General features: G+C 68.2%; 11 protein-coding genes and 1 pseudogene. 5 read left to right on the top strand and 7 right to left on the bottom strand.

The window, feature by feature from the left end; genetic code table 11:
- Positions 1 to 143: 143 nt before the first annotated feature.
- Both ACGFIK_RS21620 and ACGFIK_RS21615 read right to left on the bottom strand, forming a co-directional pair.
- On the bottom strand, positions 144 to 3,368 hold the full coding sequence (locus ACGFIK_RS21620; RefSeq protein ID WP_393340896.1) for a hypothetical protein: 3,225 nt from the start codon (positions 3,366 to 3,368) through the stop codon (positions 144 to 146).
- A gap of 388 nt (positions 3,369 to 3,756) precedes the next feature.
- Positions 3,757 to 5,571: a hypothetical protein gene (locus ACGFIK_RS21615; RefSeq protein ID WP_393340893.1), complete on the bottom strand. Its 1,815-nt coding sequence runs from the start codon at positions 5,569 to 5,571 to the stop codon at positions 3,757 to 3,759.
- A 374-nt stretch (positions 5,572 to 5,945) separates the two neighbouring features.
- Here ACGFIK_RS21615 and ACGFIK_RS21610 point away from each other — a divergent pair, with 374 nt between their 5' ends.
- Both ACGFIK_RS21610 and ACGFIK_RS21605 read left to right on the top strand, forming a co-directional pair.
- Positions 5,946 to 7,661, top strand: coding sequence for a hypothetical protein (locus ACGFIK_RS21610; RefSeq protein ID WP_393340890.1), 1,716 nt, complete (start codon positions 5,946 to 5,948; stop codon positions 7,659 to 7,661).
- Positions 7,658 to 9,307, top strand: coding sequence for a UvrD-helicase domain-containing protein (locus ACGFIK_RS21605; protein WP_393340888.1), 1,650 nt, complete (start codon positions 7,658 to 7,660; stop codon positions 9,305 to 9,307). The genes ACGFIK_RS21610 and ACGFIK_RS21605 overlap by 4 nt, the downstream gene beginning before the upstream one ends.
- Positions 9,308 to 9,453: 146 nt before the next feature.
- Here the strand turns inward: ACGFIK_RS21605 and ACGFIK_RS21600 are convergent.
- The 5 genes and pseudogenes from ACGFIK_RS21600 to ACGFIK_RS21580 form a co-directional block, all read right to left on the bottom strand.
- Positions 9,454 to 10,016: pseudogene (locus ACGFIK_RS21600) on the bottom strand (transposase family protein); the annotation flags it as partial.
- A gap of 268 nt (positions 10,017 to 10,284) precedes the next feature.
- Positions 10,285 to 11,544, bottom strand: coding sequence for a helix-turn-helix domain-containing protein (locus tag ACGFIK_RS21595; protein ID WP_393340885.1), 1,260 nt, complete (start codon positions 11,542 to 11,544; stop codon positions 10,285 to 10,287).
- A gap of 10 nt (positions 11,545 to 11,554) precedes the next feature.
- Positions 11,555 to 12,220 (bottom strand): hypothetical protein, encoded by a 666-nt coding sequence (locus tag ACGFIK_RS21590; protein WP_393044153.1) that lies wholly within the window; start codon positions 12,218 to 12,220, stop codon positions 11,555 to 11,557.
- A 417-nt stretch (positions 12,221 to 12,637) separates the two neighbouring features.
- Positions 12,638 to 14,122 carry a hypothetical protein gene (locus ACGFIK_RS21585; RefSeq protein ID WP_393340883.1) on the bottom strand — a complete coding sequence of 495 codons (1,485 nt, stop codon included), beginning with the start codon at positions 14,120 to 14,122 and terminating at the stop codon, positions 12,638 to 12,640.
- Positions 14,123 to 15,156: 1,034 nt separating this feature from the next.
- Positions 15,157 to 15,726 carry a nucleotidyltransferase family protein gene (locus ACGFIK_RS21580; RefSeq protein WP_327022991.1) on the bottom strand — a complete coding sequence of 190 codons (570 nt, stop codon included), beginning with the start codon at positions 15,724 to 15,726 and terminating at the stop codon, positions 15,157 to 15,159.
- A gap of 275 nt (positions 15,727 to 16,001) precedes the next feature.
- Between ACGFIK_RS21580 and ACGFIK_RS21575 the strand changes: the two genes are divergently transcribed.
- From ACGFIK_RS21575 to ACGFIK_RS21565, 3 genes are all read left to right on the top strand, one after another.
- Positions 16,002 to 16,181, top strand: a complete 180-nt coding sequence (locus tag ACGFIK_RS21575; RefSeq protein WP_327022990.1) for a hypothetical protein — start codon at positions 16,002 to 16,004, stop codon at positions 16,179 to 16,181.
- Between the two features lie 111 nt (positions 16,182 to 16,292).
- A complete protein-coding gene (locus tag ACGFIK_RS21570; protein ID WP_327022989.1) occupies positions 16,293 to 16,712 on the top strand; it encodes an SCP2 sterol-binding domain-containing protein in 420 nt (139 codons plus the stop codon).
- A 126-nt stretch (positions 16,713 to 16,838) separates the two neighbouring features.
- Positions 16,839 to 17,642 carry a TIGR03084 family metal-binding protein gene (locus ACGFIK_RS21565; RefSeq protein WP_327022988.1) on the top strand — a complete coding sequence of 268 codons (804 nt, stop codon included), beginning with the start codon at positions 16,839 to 16,841 and terminating at the stop codon, positions 17,640 to 17,642.
- Positions 17,643 to 17,774: the final 132 nt, after the last annotated feature.

Genomic DNA, 17,774 nt, shown 5'->3' with positions numbered 1-17,774 from the left:
CCGGTGTAACCTCCATCACCTCTCCTTAACGATCCCACTCGCTGTGCGGGACGCGTTCATCCTGGCCAAATTGCCATAGCGAATTCGCCTCCGGGCGCTCAGGCACGGGCATGGCCGAGTTCCTCGATGCACTCGTCGATTGACTAGCCAGAGCCGGTGGTGCGCTGGGCATCGTCACCAGTTGGCTGGGGCTGATGCTTGGAGGCTTCGTCCGCGCTCGCCGCGCGAGCAACGGCCGTCGGCGCCTGTGAGTTCCGATAGGCAAGACGGGGGTAGGGCAGACCGAACCACTCCGCGAACGGTGGACATTCGTCGACTGCCGTGCCCACCTCTGGGGCCGGTTCCGGGGCGTGCCACGGCGCTGCGGTTCGCCCATCAGGCTCTAACCCATAGCGGCGCATTTGGTCCGCCTCGGTTCCTGTCAAGCTGAGTTGTAGATCGACGAGGTCGTCACCTGCAAGGCACGCGTCGCGAAGCGCCCGTTCGGCCTCCGTCCGGCGTCCGTCCATGTCGAGTACATCGGCCAGCGTCGACAACACTTCTGTCGTTGGTTGCGCCACGCCGCGCAGTAGTTGTTCCGCCTCAGCAGTGCGCCCGGTTTCGGCGAGCATGCCGGCCAGTACGACGAGTGCGTGCAGGTCGTCGGCGGCTGTCTGACGAAGGAGCGCTTCGGCCTGCTCGGGCTGCCCGGCTTGCTGCAGGACGTGCGCGAGTCGAACCGGCGCCTGGGGTTTGCCAGCGGCGGTCAACCGCCCAAGCACCTCGTTGGCCTCGTCGTGGTGCCCGAGGTGCATGAGTTCGTCGGCAACATCGAGAAGGACTCTCTGGTCGTCGGTGGCCGCCCGCTGTCGTAGGACATCCGCCGCATCCTCGGTCTTGCCCAAGCGGTCCAGCAGGTTAGGCAGCAGCAGATTGGCGTGCTCGTCGCCGGCGTTGGCGGCCTGCCGCAGCCAGCTTTCGCCTTCTTCGAAGAGCTCGGGGTCATCGTCGAGTTCGATGCCGTCTTCGATGAGCAGTCCGGCGAGCCGCTGCATGGCCCAGGCATGGCCCTCCTCGGCCGCGTGTCGCAACAATTCGTCGACTCCGCACCACTGGTCGGCCTCGATCAGTAGTTCGATGCAGTGCTGGAGGGCATCCGCGGGGATCCTCTCAACAATGGTCGAACGTAGTGTCTGACTCTCCTCTGCGCGGCCGACTTCATCCATGAGGCCGGCGAGCAGGATCGCGGCGACCGGGCTGCCCTTGGCGGTCTGCTGGTGCAGCAGGGGTTCTAGATCGCCTTGCTGGTCTTGGTCGTACAGCACGTTTGCCAGTACGACGAGCGCGGTGGGATTGCCTTGTTCTGCGCGTCCCGTCAACAAGCTGCGGGCCTCGTCGCTGCGTCCGCTGTCGGTGAGCAGGTACACGAGCCGAACAAGAGCATCGAGATCGTTAGGGTTTTCGACGAACTGTCGCAGGTGCCGCTCGGCGTCGGCGGGGTCTTCGTGCACCTCCCGGCCCGAGGTCGCGTCCCACTCGTAGCGCTGTCCGAGCGATTGAATGGCGCCCTTATGGCCGAGGGCGGCGGCGCGCCTTACCCAGGGGTCGCTCTCGTCGTGCCGGCCGAGCCGGCTGAGGAGCACGCCGATGGCCATGGCCGCGCCGGGTGAGCCCTGATTGGCCGGCGACGCGCAGAGCGTGACCGCGTCGCGGTAGAGGTGGCGATCCTCGGCCTCCCTGGCCAGGCGTAGCTGATCCTCAAGCGGACCTGGATCCGCAAGCAGGACGGCCCACAACTGTGGAGGCAGCGGATACATATGTTGCTCAGGACGCAGGTGCTGAAGGAGATAATCGGCGAGCACGTAGCCGTCGGGCTCGCCGAGATCGGGCTGAGACCGCACCGGGGTCAGCGGAGCGATAACGCCTTTGACCGTCCGGGTGACGTAGGTGATGGCCGCGGCGAACCAGGGCGCCGTGCGGGCTCGTTGCTGTTCGTCGAGATAACCGGCCGCGGCGCGTTCGAGCATGGCCGCCGACAGCGGGGCGGCGCGACCGGCGGCGCGGGCGTCGGCTGCGGCGAGCATGAGCGCTCGGGCGTACGGATCGGCATCCCGGTAAGCGGCGATGAGGTCCGGGCCGGCTGCCAGTGCTTGGGTGATCCGGTTCGAGGACCCGGCGGTCGCGATGGCCTCGCGGAGGCGTGAATCGGAGCGCGACCGGGCCAGTTCGACATCGGCGGCTAAGAATGTCGGCGGTACGTCGATGCGGACGGCTCGGGCCAGCAGTGTTCGAACTTCATGGTGCGGATCGGCGTCGCCCGGGTTCGGCTGTGCGGTGAAGCGTTGCCAGTACTGCGGCCACAGGGTGCCGATCACGACCACAGGCGCGTTCGATCGCAGTATCTCCATCAGGGCGACGGCCGCCGCCTCGCCGTGCGAGGAGCTGAAATATCGCTGCGCCTCGTCGAGCCAGATGACTGAGTGTGGACTCGCTGGCCGATCCCGCAAGGCGAGCGCGGTAGTGGGGAACTCCAGCGCCCAGTCCGGCAGACACGTCAGGACCGCCTCGTATGCGGTGCGCGTCTTCCCGGTCGACGAGCCACCGACGAGGACGACGAACACCCCGTTAATGGGCATGGGGTGCAGCAGGCGGCGAAGGTGCGCGTCATGGCTTCGACCGACGTAGTCCGGCAGCGTCGTCGCGACCTGCTCCGCCGGGCTGATCGAGCGGTGCACGCCCAGGTCGAAGGGCTCCCAGTCGACTACCTGGCGCTTCGGCGCTCCGGCCGCGCTCCGCCGCTCACGCAGGGCTTCGCTCCGCTGCTCACGCAGGGCTTCGTTGACATCATTGATGGTGTCCATGGCCTGAGCCAGGACATCACCGGGCGTGAGGAATTCCGCGAAGCGTCGGCTGATCTCGGGATAGGCGTCCAGGTAGGCGGACAACTGATTGGCGTCCCACAAGGCCCAGCCCTTGAGGCCGAGGCGCTGCCCGTATGCGCTGAGTAGGTCGGTGACACGGTCGATGCCGCCGCGCCCCGCGACGCTGGAAAGGCGGACGTTCGTGGCAACAATCAAGTACTGCGGGATCCGGCCGTTGGTGACGCGCCGTCGTCGCGGATCAAGCCACTGGTCCAGTTCGCTCGTGAGGGTCTGGCACAACCATTGAGCATCGGCGGCACCGCCAGCGGTCCGGCGGCACTTCGCCTGGAGGACGCCGTAGCCGCACCAATCAGGCCGAAACGACACCTCGCCGTCGAAGGTGGCCTCGCGGCCACCGTCCGGTCCCGCGCCAAAGGCCTGGATCGCCGGGCCCAGCACTCGCATCGCGAGCGCCCTACACAACTCCTCGAATCGCCGCTCGTCGAGTCTGCTCAGCTCGTATGCCACAGAACCATCATGAACCTGAGCCCTGACGCGCTCTGTCCTGGCTGGACGGGGCGTAGCTCGAACGAGGCAGTCCTCATGTCCTACGCCCTCAAGGCAGCACGAACTACGAGCCTGTAGGCGGGTGGCCCCTCGACTTCTTTGGCCGGGAGAACCGGCCAGACTCGTCGCGCGTGATCAGCCGTGCGATGTGATGGACGGTGCAGCGCTGGTTGCGAGTGCAGCGCCGACTTCTGCGGTGCAGGTAGTCCGAAGCAGAGCGCCGATGCCTTGGTGGCGCGACATCTGGACATTCCGGACAGTCGGTCGAGTTGGGCTGCTGCGTCGCTGCTCAACGCTTGCTGCCGTCGGGAACTGGCGACGGAGCCCTACCGGCCGGCCGGAGCTGCTGTCAGTCATCGGGTTCGAGGAACCCGAACCCGGACGCCAGGTACCGCAGTGTGTGCTCGACGAGGTCGTCGACCTCGGCGACGGTGAGGTCCAACGGCGTGGTCACCGTCGCCGACATCCACGGACTGAGCTGCTCGGGTGGGCTGCCCCAGTCGGCGAGATCAAGCATGTCGAGCAGCCCGACGACCCGTCCGCCAGGCGGCGATGCCCACGGCCGTTCAGTGCCCAGGTGCACTTCGACACGGCTCGGTCCGGCGGGTGTGGCGGTGTCGGGATGCGGGGTGGCGGCGGGCGGCAGCGACTGGGTCGCGGCCAGCCACGCAGCGGTCAGGTAGCGGTGCAGGTCGGCCGGGTTTAGCCGGTGAGACAGGTCGACCGTCGGGGCGTCCGGGCCGGTGACGTGCTTGGGCAGGGCGGTGAAGTCGATGCGCAGGTCGACGATGCTCACGACGGTGTCACGCAGCCCGTCGGGCAGCTGAAAGCGCGCCCACACTCCGAGCGCTGGACGGCCCTCGGTGCCAGGGACGAGCCGTCGGTAGCTGGCGAAGCGCCGGTTGTTGTAGCCCTCGGCCTCGGGAGTCCGGTGCCAGTCACCGCCGGCGTCGAGCCCGAACCGGGCGGCGAGCGCGGCGATGACCTCGTCGAGCGGTCCTTCGCGCAGCGCGGCGCGCAGCCGCCGCCGTCCGTCGCCGTCGATCGCGCACGCTGCGATGTCGGCCCAGCGCATGGTGGCGGCACACCGGAGCCGCAGGTCCATCGTGTCGCCGCCAGCGGTGTGCCAATCGCGGGTCATGCCGACGTCGAAACTGAACGCAAGCTGCGGTTTCCACCGCCAGCCACCGTCGGGGTCACGGACCAGGCGGCCAGCCTTCCAGTCGCCGCCGTCGAGGAGCACCTCGTCGGCGTCGGTGGACAGCAGCGGCGGGGTATGTGCGGTGACGACTGGGTAGCCGACCGAGGACAGCTGCCCGGCACCAGCAGCGGCGCGGATGGTGTCCCACAGTGCGGCGGTGACCGCGACCGCCGGTCGGCCGCGCCCGGCGCAGATCACCGCCTCGCCACCGACCGGTACGTCAGATGTCGTGCTGGATGGGGCGTTGAAATGCTGTACCCAGCCGGGTCCGTCGTCGTACACCTCGCTGCTCGGCTCGCCGAGTACGGCCGCGCCACCGGCGGCCCGGTACGCCGCCTCGAACGCGCGTCGGCAGCCGGGCTCGCCTTGGCCGACCGTGATCCGGGCGCCGGCCAGGGCGGCGTGGACGTCATCGAGCGTGCCGATCGCCTTGACCAGCACCTGACCCGGCGAAATGTACTCGGCGAAGCGTGCCGCGACATCGGGATAGGCGTCGAGGAACGCGGAGAGTTTGTTGGCGTCCCACAGGTCCCAGCCCTTCAGGCCGAGCTGGCCGGCGTAGCCGGCCAGCAGGGTCCGGACCCGGTCGATGCCGCCGCGCCGCGCGACGCTGGTCAGCCGTACGTTCGTCGTGACGATCAGGTACTGCGGGACGCGGCCGTCGCTGACCCGTTTGCGGGCGGGATCGACCCACAGGTCCAGCTCGCGCATGATCGTGCGGCTCAGCCAGTCGGCGTCGTTGCGTCCGACGTCGTGCTGGCGGCACTTGGCCTGCAGTATGCCGTAGCCGTCCCAGCCGTTGCTGCTGGTCGGGTACGGCACCGGGCCGTCGAACGCGGCTTCCCGGCCGCCGTCCGGTCCGGGACCGAAGACCTGCAGGCCAGGCCCAAGCACATGAACCGCCAACGCGCGGCACAGGTCCTCGAACCGCCGTTCGTCAATCCGGGTCAGGTCGTATGCCACCGCACCATCATCCGGCACAGATGCGTGGGCGACGTGGGTAGCACCGCGCCGCAGGCAAGGGCGCCACTGACAGCCGCCGCACCGGATTGGGTGAACACCGGCCCGGGCCGACGGCGTCCGCACGTTGCTGCCGATGCCCGAGCGGCGGCGCTCATGCCGGTGCCCTGCGGGAATCCCGGTGGCGTCGGCGACGGGTTGGATGCGTCCGAGCCAGAAAGTCAGCGGCGGCACCCGCAGTGAGTGCGGCAAGATGGAGCGGCTCCAGGCGGTCCATGGACACGTCCTGTTGAGCGAGGCAATAATCCGGCGAGCTGCGATCGGAACGGCTCGACCGACCCGACAGAGAGCATCAGTTTCGAAAGGTGGACGGCGTCGTGCGCGCACTCAGGGTTCGCTTGCAGCGCTTCCGCGGCTTCGTCGACCTGGAGCTGTTCCCGGCCGAGCACACCGTGGTGGTAGGGGAACCGAGGGCAGGTCGCACCGATTTGATCACTGCTTTGCGGCGGGTGCTCGACCCGCGCAGCACCAACGCCCGCCCCAACCTGCTCGACGTGCACCGACCGGTCCCGACGCCGGACGCGGAGGATGAGCTGACCGAAGTCGAGGTCACGCTGGTCGAGCTCGACGATGCGGTCGCCCAGGAACTCGACGACCGGCTGGAGCTGATCGATCCGGACACCGGTCTGCCGGCGGAGGAGGCCCGTGCCGACGAGGCGGTCATGGGGCTGCGGTTGTGCTACCGGATGCGCGTCGACCAGGTCAGCGAGACCGCCGAGCACTGGGTGGAGTATCCGAAGAGCGGCCTGCGGGCGCCTCGCGCCGAGCGGGACCTCGTCGCGGCGATCGTGCTGGACCGGCGTGCTCCGCTGCAGCTGCGCCCGGACGGGACGTTCCGGCGCCTGGTCTCCGACGCCGACGAGCCGGACCTGCTCGCGGCGCTGGCGGCGCTGAACACGGATGTGGCCGCCGCGACCGAACGGCTGACCGGCAGCAACAGCATCCGAAAGACGATCGAGGAGGTCCTCGGCGCCGGCGCGGCGCAGCTGCTGCAGATGACCGGCACCGCCCCGGCCGACGACATCGGCTTCGCCGCCGATGACGGCTCCGTCTCGGCGATTCTGCGGGCTCTACAACCCACGCTGGCCCTCGACGCCGCCGGCCCACTGCCGCTTACGGCGCACGGCTCCACCACAACTGGGGTGCTGGCCGCTGCCGAGGCGGTGGTGTCCGCGTCGGCACCTGGCGCGATTGTGCTCGCAGACGACTTCGGCGATGACCTCGACGCGGCGTCAGCGGAGTACCTGGCCTGCTTGCTGCGGCGCAAGGCCGGGCAGGTGTGGCTGTCCACCCGCCGCCCGGACGTGGTCCGGGCGTTCACACCTGAGGAAATGATCCGGCTAACCCGCAGCCACGGTCACCGTCAGGTCCATCAGTTGGCGCCCACCACTGACCGCAAGGAACGCTCGGCCCGCCGCCAACTGCACCTGCTGTTGCTGCCGGCGATGACCGCCCGCACCGTGGCGCTGCTGGAAGGCGCGCACGACTTGGACGGCTACACCGCCGTCGCCGACCGCAGGCTGCGCCGGAGTGGCGTGGCGCCGCCGGCCGCGTCCGGTGTGCGGATGGTCGCCCCGGCCAACGGCGACGGCGGCAAGGATGAACTGCCCAAGCTGGCCCGCCTCGCGAGCGAACTCGGCTTCCACGTGCGCGTGGTGCTCGACAACGACAAGCCCGGCGCCGACGCCGCCCTCATCGCCGAACTCACCGGGGTGGCCGAGCAGGTGATCCAACTGCCCGAACGCACCTCGGTCGAACGGGCATTGACCCACGGCGTCGAACCGGCCCGGCTGCGGACAGCGCTGCGCCAGCTCGTTGATGACCACGACTTGACCAGCATCGACGTTGACACGATCGACGACGAGGATCTCGAAGGCAAGATCATCAAGCAGTTGAAGGCGAAGGGTGGGCTGCACCAGCCGTATGTGGAGGCGCTGCCGCCAGGTCAGGCACCGCCACTGGCCAGGAGGGTCCTCAGCACGCTGTGCAAGCCGGTCGGCGCGGTCAACCTGGTGGAGCTGGAGCTGCCGTGACCTATCAGCCTGACCCGACGCAGCGGCAGGTCGTCGATGCCGACGATCCTGTCCTGCTGGTGTGCGGCGGTGCCGGCACGGGCAAGACCACAACGGCCGCGGCAGCTGTCCGAGCACACCTGCAACGCGTCGACGACCATCACGCCGCCACGGCCGTCCCGCGCCAGCGCACCCGCCGGCCGGCGGCTCGGGCGCTGTTCCTGTCGTTCTCCCGCTCGTCGGTGGCACAAATACTCGACCGCACCGCTGAGGTCCTCGGCCCGTACCAGCCGCGAGTTGAGACCACCACCTTCCATGCTTTCGCCTGGCGGATGCTCGCCCGCTGGGGTGGGACGATCGGGCTGGCCGAACCGAGGATGCTCAGCGAGACCGAAGCCAAGCTGTTCCGCGTCCGCGACACGGTCCGCTACCGGGACATGCTGCCCCGCGCCCTAGAGCTGTGCGCCGTTCCTGCCGTCCGCGAACACCTTCAGGCCCGCTGGTCGATCATCGTCTGCGACGAGTTCCAGGACACCGACGACCGGCAGTTCGAATTGCTGACCAGCATCCGCGGCGACGCCCGGCTGTTGCTGCTGGGCGACCCCAACCAGTGCATCTACAGCGAACTGCCCGACGCCGTCGGCGTCGGGCCGGAACGGCTCGACACTACCCTCGAGCTGCCCGGTGCCCGGCGCATCGACCTGCCCGACGTGTCCCACCGCGACCCCAGCAACATCCTGCCGGCCGCGGCAGCCGCGATCCGTCGCCGCGAGTTCGACCATGACGCCGTCACCGCCGCCCTGGATACCGGACGACTACACATCCGGGCGGGCCTGCCGACCGATCGGGAGGCGGAGGTGGTCGCCGGCGTCGTCGAGCAGCTGCGGGCCGAGGGGCACACCGTCGGGGTGTTCAGCCATCACGTCGACGCCACCACCGGTCTGTCCGACCAGCTCACCGGACTCGACATCGCCCACGAGGCCATCGGCCTGCCGGAATGCCTGAGCTCGGCCCTCGACGCGCAGCACGCGATGGTCCAGTTCGCAGGCGATGTCGCCTCCTGGACGCGGGTGCTGCAACGTCTCGCGGTCTTCGTGACCAGCTCGGTACGTGGCAAACAGGTTCCGGACCTGGCTCGGATACTCCTTGGCCAAGTCCCTGCGCCCGCGACCCTTGAGCGGCGTCTGAACAACCTCCGCCAACACCTGGACGGTGCCGGACCGTCCGCCGCTGTGGTCCTCGCCGCCGAGGCGCACGACACTCTTGGACTGCCCCGCGGCGGCCGTCACTGGCAACGCGCCGCTCAGCTGCTGCAGCCGCAAGTCGTACGTCACCTGCGTCGGCACAGCGAGCCGGCCGAGGCGTTGGGAGCCCTCGACACCGCCATCGCCGCGTACCGCACCGACCTGCTCACTCACGTCACCGGTGAGCCGGCCGCACCGGTGCAGCTTATGGGGCTGTACCAGACGAAGGGACGCGAAGCCGACGCCACCGTCGTCGTCCTGCGCAGCAACGACTTCTACGGACCGGAGCGCCACGAGCCCTTCGAAACCGGCTCTCGCCTGCTGTACGTGGTGCTAACCCGCGCCCGCCACAAGACCATCGTTCTGCTCTTCGGTGACGACCCAAAGCCGCTCGTGGCACCACTGGTCAAGCTGGCCCGCTGAGCCGCGTCCGCGCCCAACCGATCGAGTGATGCCGGTCCGGGGACCAGACCGGCCCGACGAGTGGGCTGACCTCATTCGTAGCGCCCACCCGGACTGCACCGGATCAACAAGCCGGCTATGGGGCTGGCCTAGGTATCGGCTCGACCTGGCCGGTTCTTTATCCCCCGAGCGCCCTGGTATCCCTTGTCCGCGAAGGTAATCACGTCCGCGTTGGTCAGCACGTCGATGATGCCATGGATGCGGGCGGCGGTGAGGTCGTGTGCCGAGCCGGGTAGCGCCGCTGAGGCCCACACGAGCCGACCGGCGGCGTCGGTGAGGACCTGGACGTTGACGCCATGGCTTGTGTTTGCCTGAGGAGTACGGCTTCTGGTCCGCCACGCGGCCGATCGGAATCAGCGTGCCGTCCGATCACGTACGCCAGGCGGCGGATGCGCCTCATCGCGGTGGCCAGGTCCTCGGCGCCTGCGGCGAGCAGCATGATCGCCTCCCGGACGTAGCACCAGGCGGTGGCGACATCGACGGCCATCCCGGCGGTGAGCCGGGCGTAGGTGTCGCCGTTGCGCAGGTGCGCCAGGGCGAGCAGCGCCTGCCGGCCCGGGCCGAGGCGCCGCCACCGGCTTCGGTGCTGGGTGCGGTGCGCTCGGATGCGTTCGGCGAGGTGGTTCAGGGTGCGGCTGGACAGCGGGATCGTGGAGAGGTAAGACAGCACAGGCGAGGCTCTCAGTCGGGGCATCTAATCTTGGTCGACTGCTGTCTTACCTAGCGCCTCACCCTCATCGATCTCCGAGCTCGCCGCACCCGCCCTGAGCTGCAAGATCAGCTTGGAAAGGCTCCAATGGTTGATCATTCCGGCCTGGTGTGAGTCGCTGGGCGTGCGGTAGCCGCCGATCGGTGGTCGGCTTGCTCCCGTAGCGGCGACGGGGACACTACGGATCAGATGGTTAGGGGTTCCAGCCCCTTTGGGCCGCCCCACACGATCAAAGCCGTGACGAGCGGAGACGCGGGCGGGTCACTGTCTGCACGTGGGCGATGCCACCCTGGTTCAAGCAGTCAAGCACCAGGTCGTACACCTGCTGGTAAAAGTCTGCCGACTCCGCGTCTGCTCGTACCGTCACCTCGATGGGCGTGTACTGGGCGAGGGGAATGGTGCTGCCCGCGTACGAGAAGTTCATCGCGTCGGTGGTCCAGATCTGGAGCCGCTCGGTCTTGTTCCACTCAAACCGGACCCTGACCTCGTACTCACCGAGTCCCAGACGGTCGCTTGCCTCACGGATCAGGCCCATAAAGTCTGCGATCGCCACCTCGACGTCTCGCGATTCGACGACATGGTCATCGTTGTACTCCGTGCTCGAACGCCGGTGACCGCCGACCGCTGCCGCGAGGCTCACTGAGCCGTTGTCGTGGATGCTGATCCAGGCTTCCTTCCAGCGTTGGCTGTCGCCGTCGATCATGGGTCTAGCCGTCCATCGGCGGAGCCCGGGGCGGGGGTTGTTCCGGTCGACGTTCTCAATCGGGTGCAGGCTGCCTCGCCCGACGTAGACGAGGGCGTTCTTGCTCGCCTCCTCGAACGCCATCCTGGCTGCCGTCTGATCTGGCCGGTTCGTGAGCGCCGACGGCAGTCGCGGGTGCGCTACTGCCACGATCCAGGCGGGGCTGTCGGGTGAGCGCATGGCGGCCGACTCGGCGTAGAGCTTGTCGAGCACCTCGGTGGATCGCCGGCGTTCGTCGAAGCGCGCTCGGTACATCGCCTCGATCTGACGCTCTTTCATCCAGACGGTGTCTGCGTCGTTGCGGATGGGTGCGCCGAAGTACTCCTTCTTGTAGATCAGATGCGGGCCGTCGACACTGGGCGGGATCACGACCACTACGCACTGGTTGCCCGGTTCGCCGAGCTGAAGTACCTCGAGCCCGAAGACCGGCGGGCTGATCGCCGTCACGGCGGCGCTGCGCAGGCCGCGCTCATAGACCTCAGTCAGCTCGCCGGTGTCCTTGCGTCCGGTGGCTGTCTTCTGTACTTCGGTGACGCCGAAGACCAGTGTGCCGCCACCGCTGTTGGCCATGGCAGCAACGTCCTTGGGGAAGTCGGAGTTCGGGATCGCGCCGAGCGGCGGCAGCTCGGATTTCCAGTCCAGGTCGTCCGTTTCGCGGAGGCCCTGAGCGATGGCGCGGTCGATCATCTCGCCTGTGAGCGGACCGGACGGATCGCCGAGGTAGCGATGGAGCGATGTGAAGGTCATCGAGGTACACCTACCAATTGCGGCTGGTCAGGTAATCCGAGTCCGGTGTGGTCACCAGCGACCTCTGCGACGTTTCGAACTTGTCGAGGATCTTCTTAAGCCTCTCGATGGTGTGCTCGGACTTGGACTGTCGGGCGTACGCGAGCACCAGCTCGCGGTCGTAAGCACCAGCTGCTGCGAGATCCTTGAGGAAGCTGAGGGTCACGAGCTCATCGGTGCCCTTGGTCCAGCCGTTGTATCCCTCGGACACGATGCCCTCCAACACCTTGGAGATCTCGGCGCTCAGACCCGCGTCCATGACCTCGCCAGTGACGACGTTGTACGCGCCACGAAGCCTCGCCCAAGCGTCAAACTCGCTAGGGATCCACTCGACGAGCACCACCACGCTCCGATCCAGGCGCTGGATCTTCTCCATAACCTTGTAGGTCGGGCACCAGGCAAGGACCACGCCGCCATCTTGTGGGTGGCCGCTCCGCTCGGTCACGATGTCGAGCTTGGCGAGTTCGGGGTGGTGAGTCGCCGAGTTCTTGTCGGGCGCTACGACCGTCAGATGGGCGCTGCGCTCGCGCGCTACAGCAAGGCCGAGCCGCTTGCCAGGCTGGATCGTGTCCGTTTCGGTGCCACGCGGCACGTAGATGTAGCGATGCCTGAGCACCTCTTCCAGCTGGCCCGACACAGCAGCTCCCTCCAGGTCGTTCTGCTCAGGGAGGCTAGACGGCACCTCCGACAGTTCCAGCACAGCCCCGAACAGGCCCGGAAACCGTCACCGACCAGCCGCCTCGGTCGTCCACCTCAACGGACTCGCCGTCAACGCCGCCCTCACTGAGCTCGTCGCCTGGCTCACCGGTGCGCGCCCGCCCGCCGCCTGGCTCGACATCGACCTGCTCGGCACCACCAAGCGGCCCGGCCGCCGGCGGCGCTTCCGGGTGCCGTCGGCTGCCTATCCGCCGACGCACCGCGCCGCCACCTGCACCCATCGACTCTCTCTACAGATCGGGGGACGGGCGAGTCCGGCGATGAGCCCGAGCACGAGGCCCAGCACCAGTAACGAAGACCACTTCAGCTCGAGACCCGGTTATCCCAGGTGCAGCCGTTATGCCACGCCTGCGCAGCAGAACTTGTACTTGCGACCGCTGGCACATGCGCACGGCCGGTACGGTCCCTCCTGGTACGTCGAGGCGTTCCCGTCCACCGATGGCCCGCCGGGGACGAAGTCGACCAGCATCGAGCCGGAACTGACGACAACGTTCATGCCGGCCTCCGCCGGGATGCCCCAGTTCCGGTCACCCGGTTGGTCCGGCCCGGGGATGGCCGGCTGGTCACGGGCGGGCAGTTCGCGCGCTGCCCGGCGACCGTGCCGCGCCAGTGTCGTCCAAACGGTGGCGGAGGTCTGGTTCTGGCCGGCTTCGAGTTTCCGCTTGACCATTTCGATGATCGTGGTGGTGGCGACGGCAGCCGCGCCGCCGGTGGGAAACATCGTCTCCGCGACGATGCCGGCACCGAGGGCGAAGGCGTCTCCGCCGTACCGGACGCCGATGCGCGACAGCGCTCCCCGGTCGGCGTCCCGGCGGGCGGCGTCGACCAGTGGCCGCAACGTCGCATCCTCGCGGTCGCGCAGGTACGTCGTGCGTTCCTGCGGCGGGGCGGCGGGCAGCTCGCCGTACGTCTCGTAGAGCTGGCGGCGGAACTCGCCGAAGTTGTCGTCGTCGTGGACGGCGGCAACCACCTTCGCGTTCAGACCGTGGAAGATCGGGACGTCCGAGGCGATCAGCAACTGGGCCACCCGTGCTTCAGCGGGGGCGAGGCCGGCACCCACCCGATCGCACAGGAACTCCTCGAACGGGAATGGGGCACAGTACGTCGCACCGGTCTGCGACGCGAACATAAACTCCCGTGCGAAGTAACGCACGCCGTGCTCGATGGCGGCACGCAGCTGCGTCTCCCGGTCACCTCCGGCGAAGACGAACGTTCCTCGCAGGTTGTCCGCCGTCGCCACGTCAGCTGGGGAGAAGCGGCTCGTTACGGCGTAGGGATCGGTGATCTGCTCCATGATCGCGGCGATCAGATCGCGCACCTGCGCGTCCTCGCGTCGGTGCAGCGCAGCGGCCGGGACGATGCTGACGATGCCGCGCTCGACCAGCGGCTTGAGAGCGAGCAATCCCGGTACGGCATTGCCGAGGAAGGCCCGCGTCTCCGCGACGTTCGCCCGGCCGTCCTCGCTCAGGTATCCCGGCCGCCCGGCCATCGGACGCTCCAGGTAGTACTGGTCGGCCGAGAACCAGTCCGAGATCGGATCACGGACGACGACGTGCCGGGCGTAGAGCAGAGACGTCAGGATCAGATCGCTGGACTCGACGTAGAACGGGTTAGCCGACGGCCATCCGCCAAGGTAGGTGGCCTCACGCGCCGGTGCGGCGACGGCCGCGTCGAAGTAGCGGCGGACCTCCTCGCCGAACGCCATCAGCTCGGTGCCGGGTACCCGGGAGAAGTCCACGCGGCCGTCGCGGCCCGCGTAGTTCTCCACCACATCGATGATCGAGACCACGATGACGAACATACGTTTGATCACGGGGTTCAACCAATACCAGGTACGGCATCGCATACTCACGGGTGATCGCCAACCGGAACGGCGACGCGCACCGGCGACCACGAGCAGCGTCGAGAATCGGCGGCCGCGCCGACGCTGCTCTCCGGTGCCCTCGGGCGGCTCACGGCGTATGCCGCCACCATCTGGTCGGCCGTCACGGCGGGCACGGGCCGGGCGACGACGCCAGGCGAAGTCGCAGAAGGGTCGACCCGAGTAACTCGCAACGGCAGTTACCCAGCGCGATGGTGCTCCGATGGTGCTCGGATGTTCAGCACCTGACTGGTACGGAGCGAGAAAAATCAGCACGCCCCCAACCAGGCGCTCGTGCTCGGGACACGCTTCAACACGCGTCACATCCGCATGCCGCTGACCAGGCATAACTCTACGGCCCTCATCAGCACGAACAACCGCCAAACAACACCCACGACCGGACGAGTCACGGAAAGTAAGAACATCTGATCCGTGCGGACTACGGATCAGAATGCTCGAGTCAGAGTTCCATCGCATGGTCAGGGGCAACGAGGCACTGTCCACCGTGGTCCTCCGCTCGCGGTTAGACCATGGCGAACGACGCCTTACTGATCTTTAGCAAGCGATCACAGCAAGGCCCCGCTGCGACCGGCAAACGCAGGCAGAAAACGGAAAGCCGCAGGTCATCACCCTGCGGCCACAAGCGAAGCCTCGGGTTAGGAAACCGATGCTCTATCCCCTGAGCTACGAGGGCGCGAGGGCCCAGTCTAACGGCCTGCGGGTTGACCCGGGGTGGCAGGGAGTGGCCTGGGTTGTTCCGGCGGGTCGGGGCGGCGGATGACCACACGTCGATCACACCGACCACGTCTGCGATCGTGATCGTTGGCCTGCTTTGCCCTGGTGTGGCATCGGTTGACCCAGGGTGGTATCGGCTGGAGAGCACACGCCGCACACATCATCCAAGATCACGGCTGGCCGTTTGGGGCGCGTTCGGAGGGCCGCGAACGGGCGGGTGTTGGCCATGTCGGCGGCTGTCGGGTGAGTCGTGGGGCGGTTCAGGTGATGACACGGACGCCGGGCCAGCGGTCGGTGGGGCGGTGGCGGGCGAGTCGCTGGCGGGAGATTTCCGGGCTGACTCTGCTGGGGTTGGGTCGCCAAATCCCGTCGAGGAGGTCGTCGAGGCTGTGTGGTGCGCAGACGGCGATGTGGTCGTGTGGGTCGAGGCGGATGGCCACGGCGGTGGCGTATTCGGGCCAGGTGGCGACTGCTTCGGCGATGCTGCGCAGGGGCGGTACCGCACCGCCGCCGAACTTCGCCGGGTACCAGGTGTGTACGGCGGCTTGGTTCTTCGCTTCCCATGGTGGCTCCGGCCAGGCCGTTTCCAGCCGTTCGGTGGCGCGGTCGTCGTTGTCGCGGCTGAGGTCGGTCGGGTCGAGGAAGGCGACGTCGACGTCGCGTACCGAGCTCGGGTCGAAGCCGTTGCCGTACCGTTCGGCCCAGACGAGGTCGCGGATGACGCCGGCGCCGATCCAGGCGTCCGGCAGGGCGGAGTCCCGCACGACGCCCAGCGCCTGGATCAGCCAGGGGCTGCGCCGTACCAGATCCCGCAGTTCGTCTTTTCGCATCGCTTCCCCCTGGTTGTCGCTGTTCGGTCCTGCCCAGTCGAAACATCCGGCCGATGCGAGGCGCTCGGCCGGATTGCAGGAGGCGCGCGGCCGCCACGGTATCCGGAAGCCTCATGGTTGCACCGTCAACGGTCAGGAGATCCCAGGGCAACGGGTCTGAATCGCAGCGGCCAGTTTGGCTGTCGGCAGCGCTGCGACGATCACCTGCGCAGCCTGGGAGATGCCCGCGGTCGGGCATCGCGGTGAGGATGAGTGGCAAGGGAAGGGGGGTGGCGATGACCGAGGAATCCGCTTCGGAAGCCCCGCCGGACCCGACCACGGCCGCCGGTGCACCCGTTGTCCCGTCCTCCGTCGAACCGCCGAGCAGCCTTGACCTGTGGGTCCGGGCGCAGCAGTTGTACCGCTGGTCCGGCGAGGACGACGGCGAGCCGCACATCCTGCGCGGATTCGACTGAGACGGGCGGGGTCACCTCCGCCGGTCGGCGACAGCCGGCAGGCGGGCGGGCGTGTCCGTCATCCGCCGATGGAGGAGTGCCATGTCCATCCACGACGCACGAGTCGAAGTCATGGATCCTGTCGAGTTCGCCCGGCTGGTCAAGCGCACCCCGGTTGACGAGCTGCGTCAGGTTTTGCGCGGTGATCGGCGGGCTGAGATTCTCGATCACCTGATCGGCGCGATGCCGGCCGTGTTCCGACCTGAGGTTGCCGGCAAGACCCGTGCGGTGGTGCATTGGCGCATCGGTGACCGGGCCGACGGTGGGGTCGACTCCTACGAGATGGTCATCGCCGACGGGGTGTGCACCCTGTCGCCTCGGGTCGACGCGAAACCGCAGCTGACGTTGAGTCTTGCCGCGGTCGACTTCGTCCACCTGGTCACCGGTAACGCACACGCGGTGATGCTGGTGATGAAGGGCCGGTTGAAGACCCGTGGGGAGCTCGGGTTGACCGCCCGGTTCCCCAACTTCTTCGCCGCGCCCAAGCCCTGACCGGGCCGGGACTGCGCACCCAAGCCCTGACCCGGCCGGGCCGCGCCCCGGACCTGATCGGGCCGAACAACTAGCCGGAGGCAGCGCCATCGCGTTGCCATCACCAATTCGAAGAGGGGTACTCGAGTGACGGAGCAGCCGAACGTGATCGCCGACCTCATCGCCGAGGGCGAGGATATCGACAGGTTGGTCGCCGACCTTGACGAGCAGGGTTGGGCGACGCCCACCCCGGCGCCCGGGTGGACGGTCGCTCACCAGGTTGCCCACCTGGCTGCCACCTTCCGGCTGGCGGCGCTCGCCGCGTCGAACCCGGAGGCATTCCAGGGGGTCATCTCCCGACTGACGCCGAACTTCAGCGCCAACGTCGACGCCGCTCTGGCCGAGTTCCTGGCGGAGCCGCCACCGGTCCTGCTGTCCCGGTGGCGGGCCGAGCGGGCCGGTGCCGAGAAGGCTCTCGCCGCGTTGCCGCCGGACCAGATGGTGCCGTGGCTGGTCCGGCCTCTGCCCGCTGCCGTGCTGGCCATGGCCGGCATGATGGAGACCTTCGCCCACGGGCAGGACATCGCCGACGCCCTGGGCGTACGGCGGGAGTACACCGACCGGGTCGGTCACCTGGTCGCCTTCGCCGTCCGTACCTGGGACTTCGGCTACCTGGCCCGGGAGTTGCCGGTGCCGGAGGTGGAGTTCCGGTTCGAGTTGACCGCCCCCTCGGGCAAGGTGTGGTGTTTCGGCCCGGAGGACTCGGCCCAGCGGATCACCGGCCCCGCGGTCGACTTCTGCCTGCTGGTCACCCGCCGCCGCCACCGTGACGACCTGGGGTTGACGGCCTCCGGTGAGATCGCCGACGGCTGGCTCGACATCGCGCAGGCCTACCGCGGGCCGGCGGGTGAGGGCCGGCGTCCCGGTCAGTTCGCGGCGGCCAGCCGCTGACTTTGGTGCCCGGCACGGCGACGCCGTGCCGGGCACGCTCGTGTTTTGACCGTTGTGTGGGCAGGGTGGTCTGGCGGTGTGGTGTGGGTGTGTTCGTGGTGGTGTGGGGGTGGGGTGTTATTTGCCCTTGTG

It is taken from the genome of Micromonospora sp. NPDC048871 (assembly GCF_043198155.1).
Lineage (GTDB): Bacteria > Actinomycetota > Actinomycetes > Mycobacteriales > Micromonosporaceae > Micromonospora.
This window is presented reverse-complemented; position numbering and strand designations above follow the sequence as displayed.

Coding starts and splice junctions, on each gene's coding strand:
- ACGFIK_RS21595 (WP_393340885.1), bottom strand. CDS start 11,544: ATGACCTTCACATCGCTCCATCGCTACCTCGGCGATCCGTCCGGTCCG.
- ACGFIK_RS21580 (WP_327022991.1), bottom strand. CDS start 15,726: ATGCGAAAAGACGAACTGCGGGATCTGGTACGGCGCAGCCCCTGGCTG.
- ACGFIK_RS21575 (WP_327022990.1), top strand. CDS start 16,002: ATGACCGAGGAATCCGCTTCGGAAGCCCCGCCGGACCCGACCACGGCC.
- ACGFIK_RS21570 (WP_327022989.1), top strand. CDS start 16,293: ATGGATCCTGTCGAGTTCGCCCGGCTGGTCAAGCGCACCCCGGTTGAC.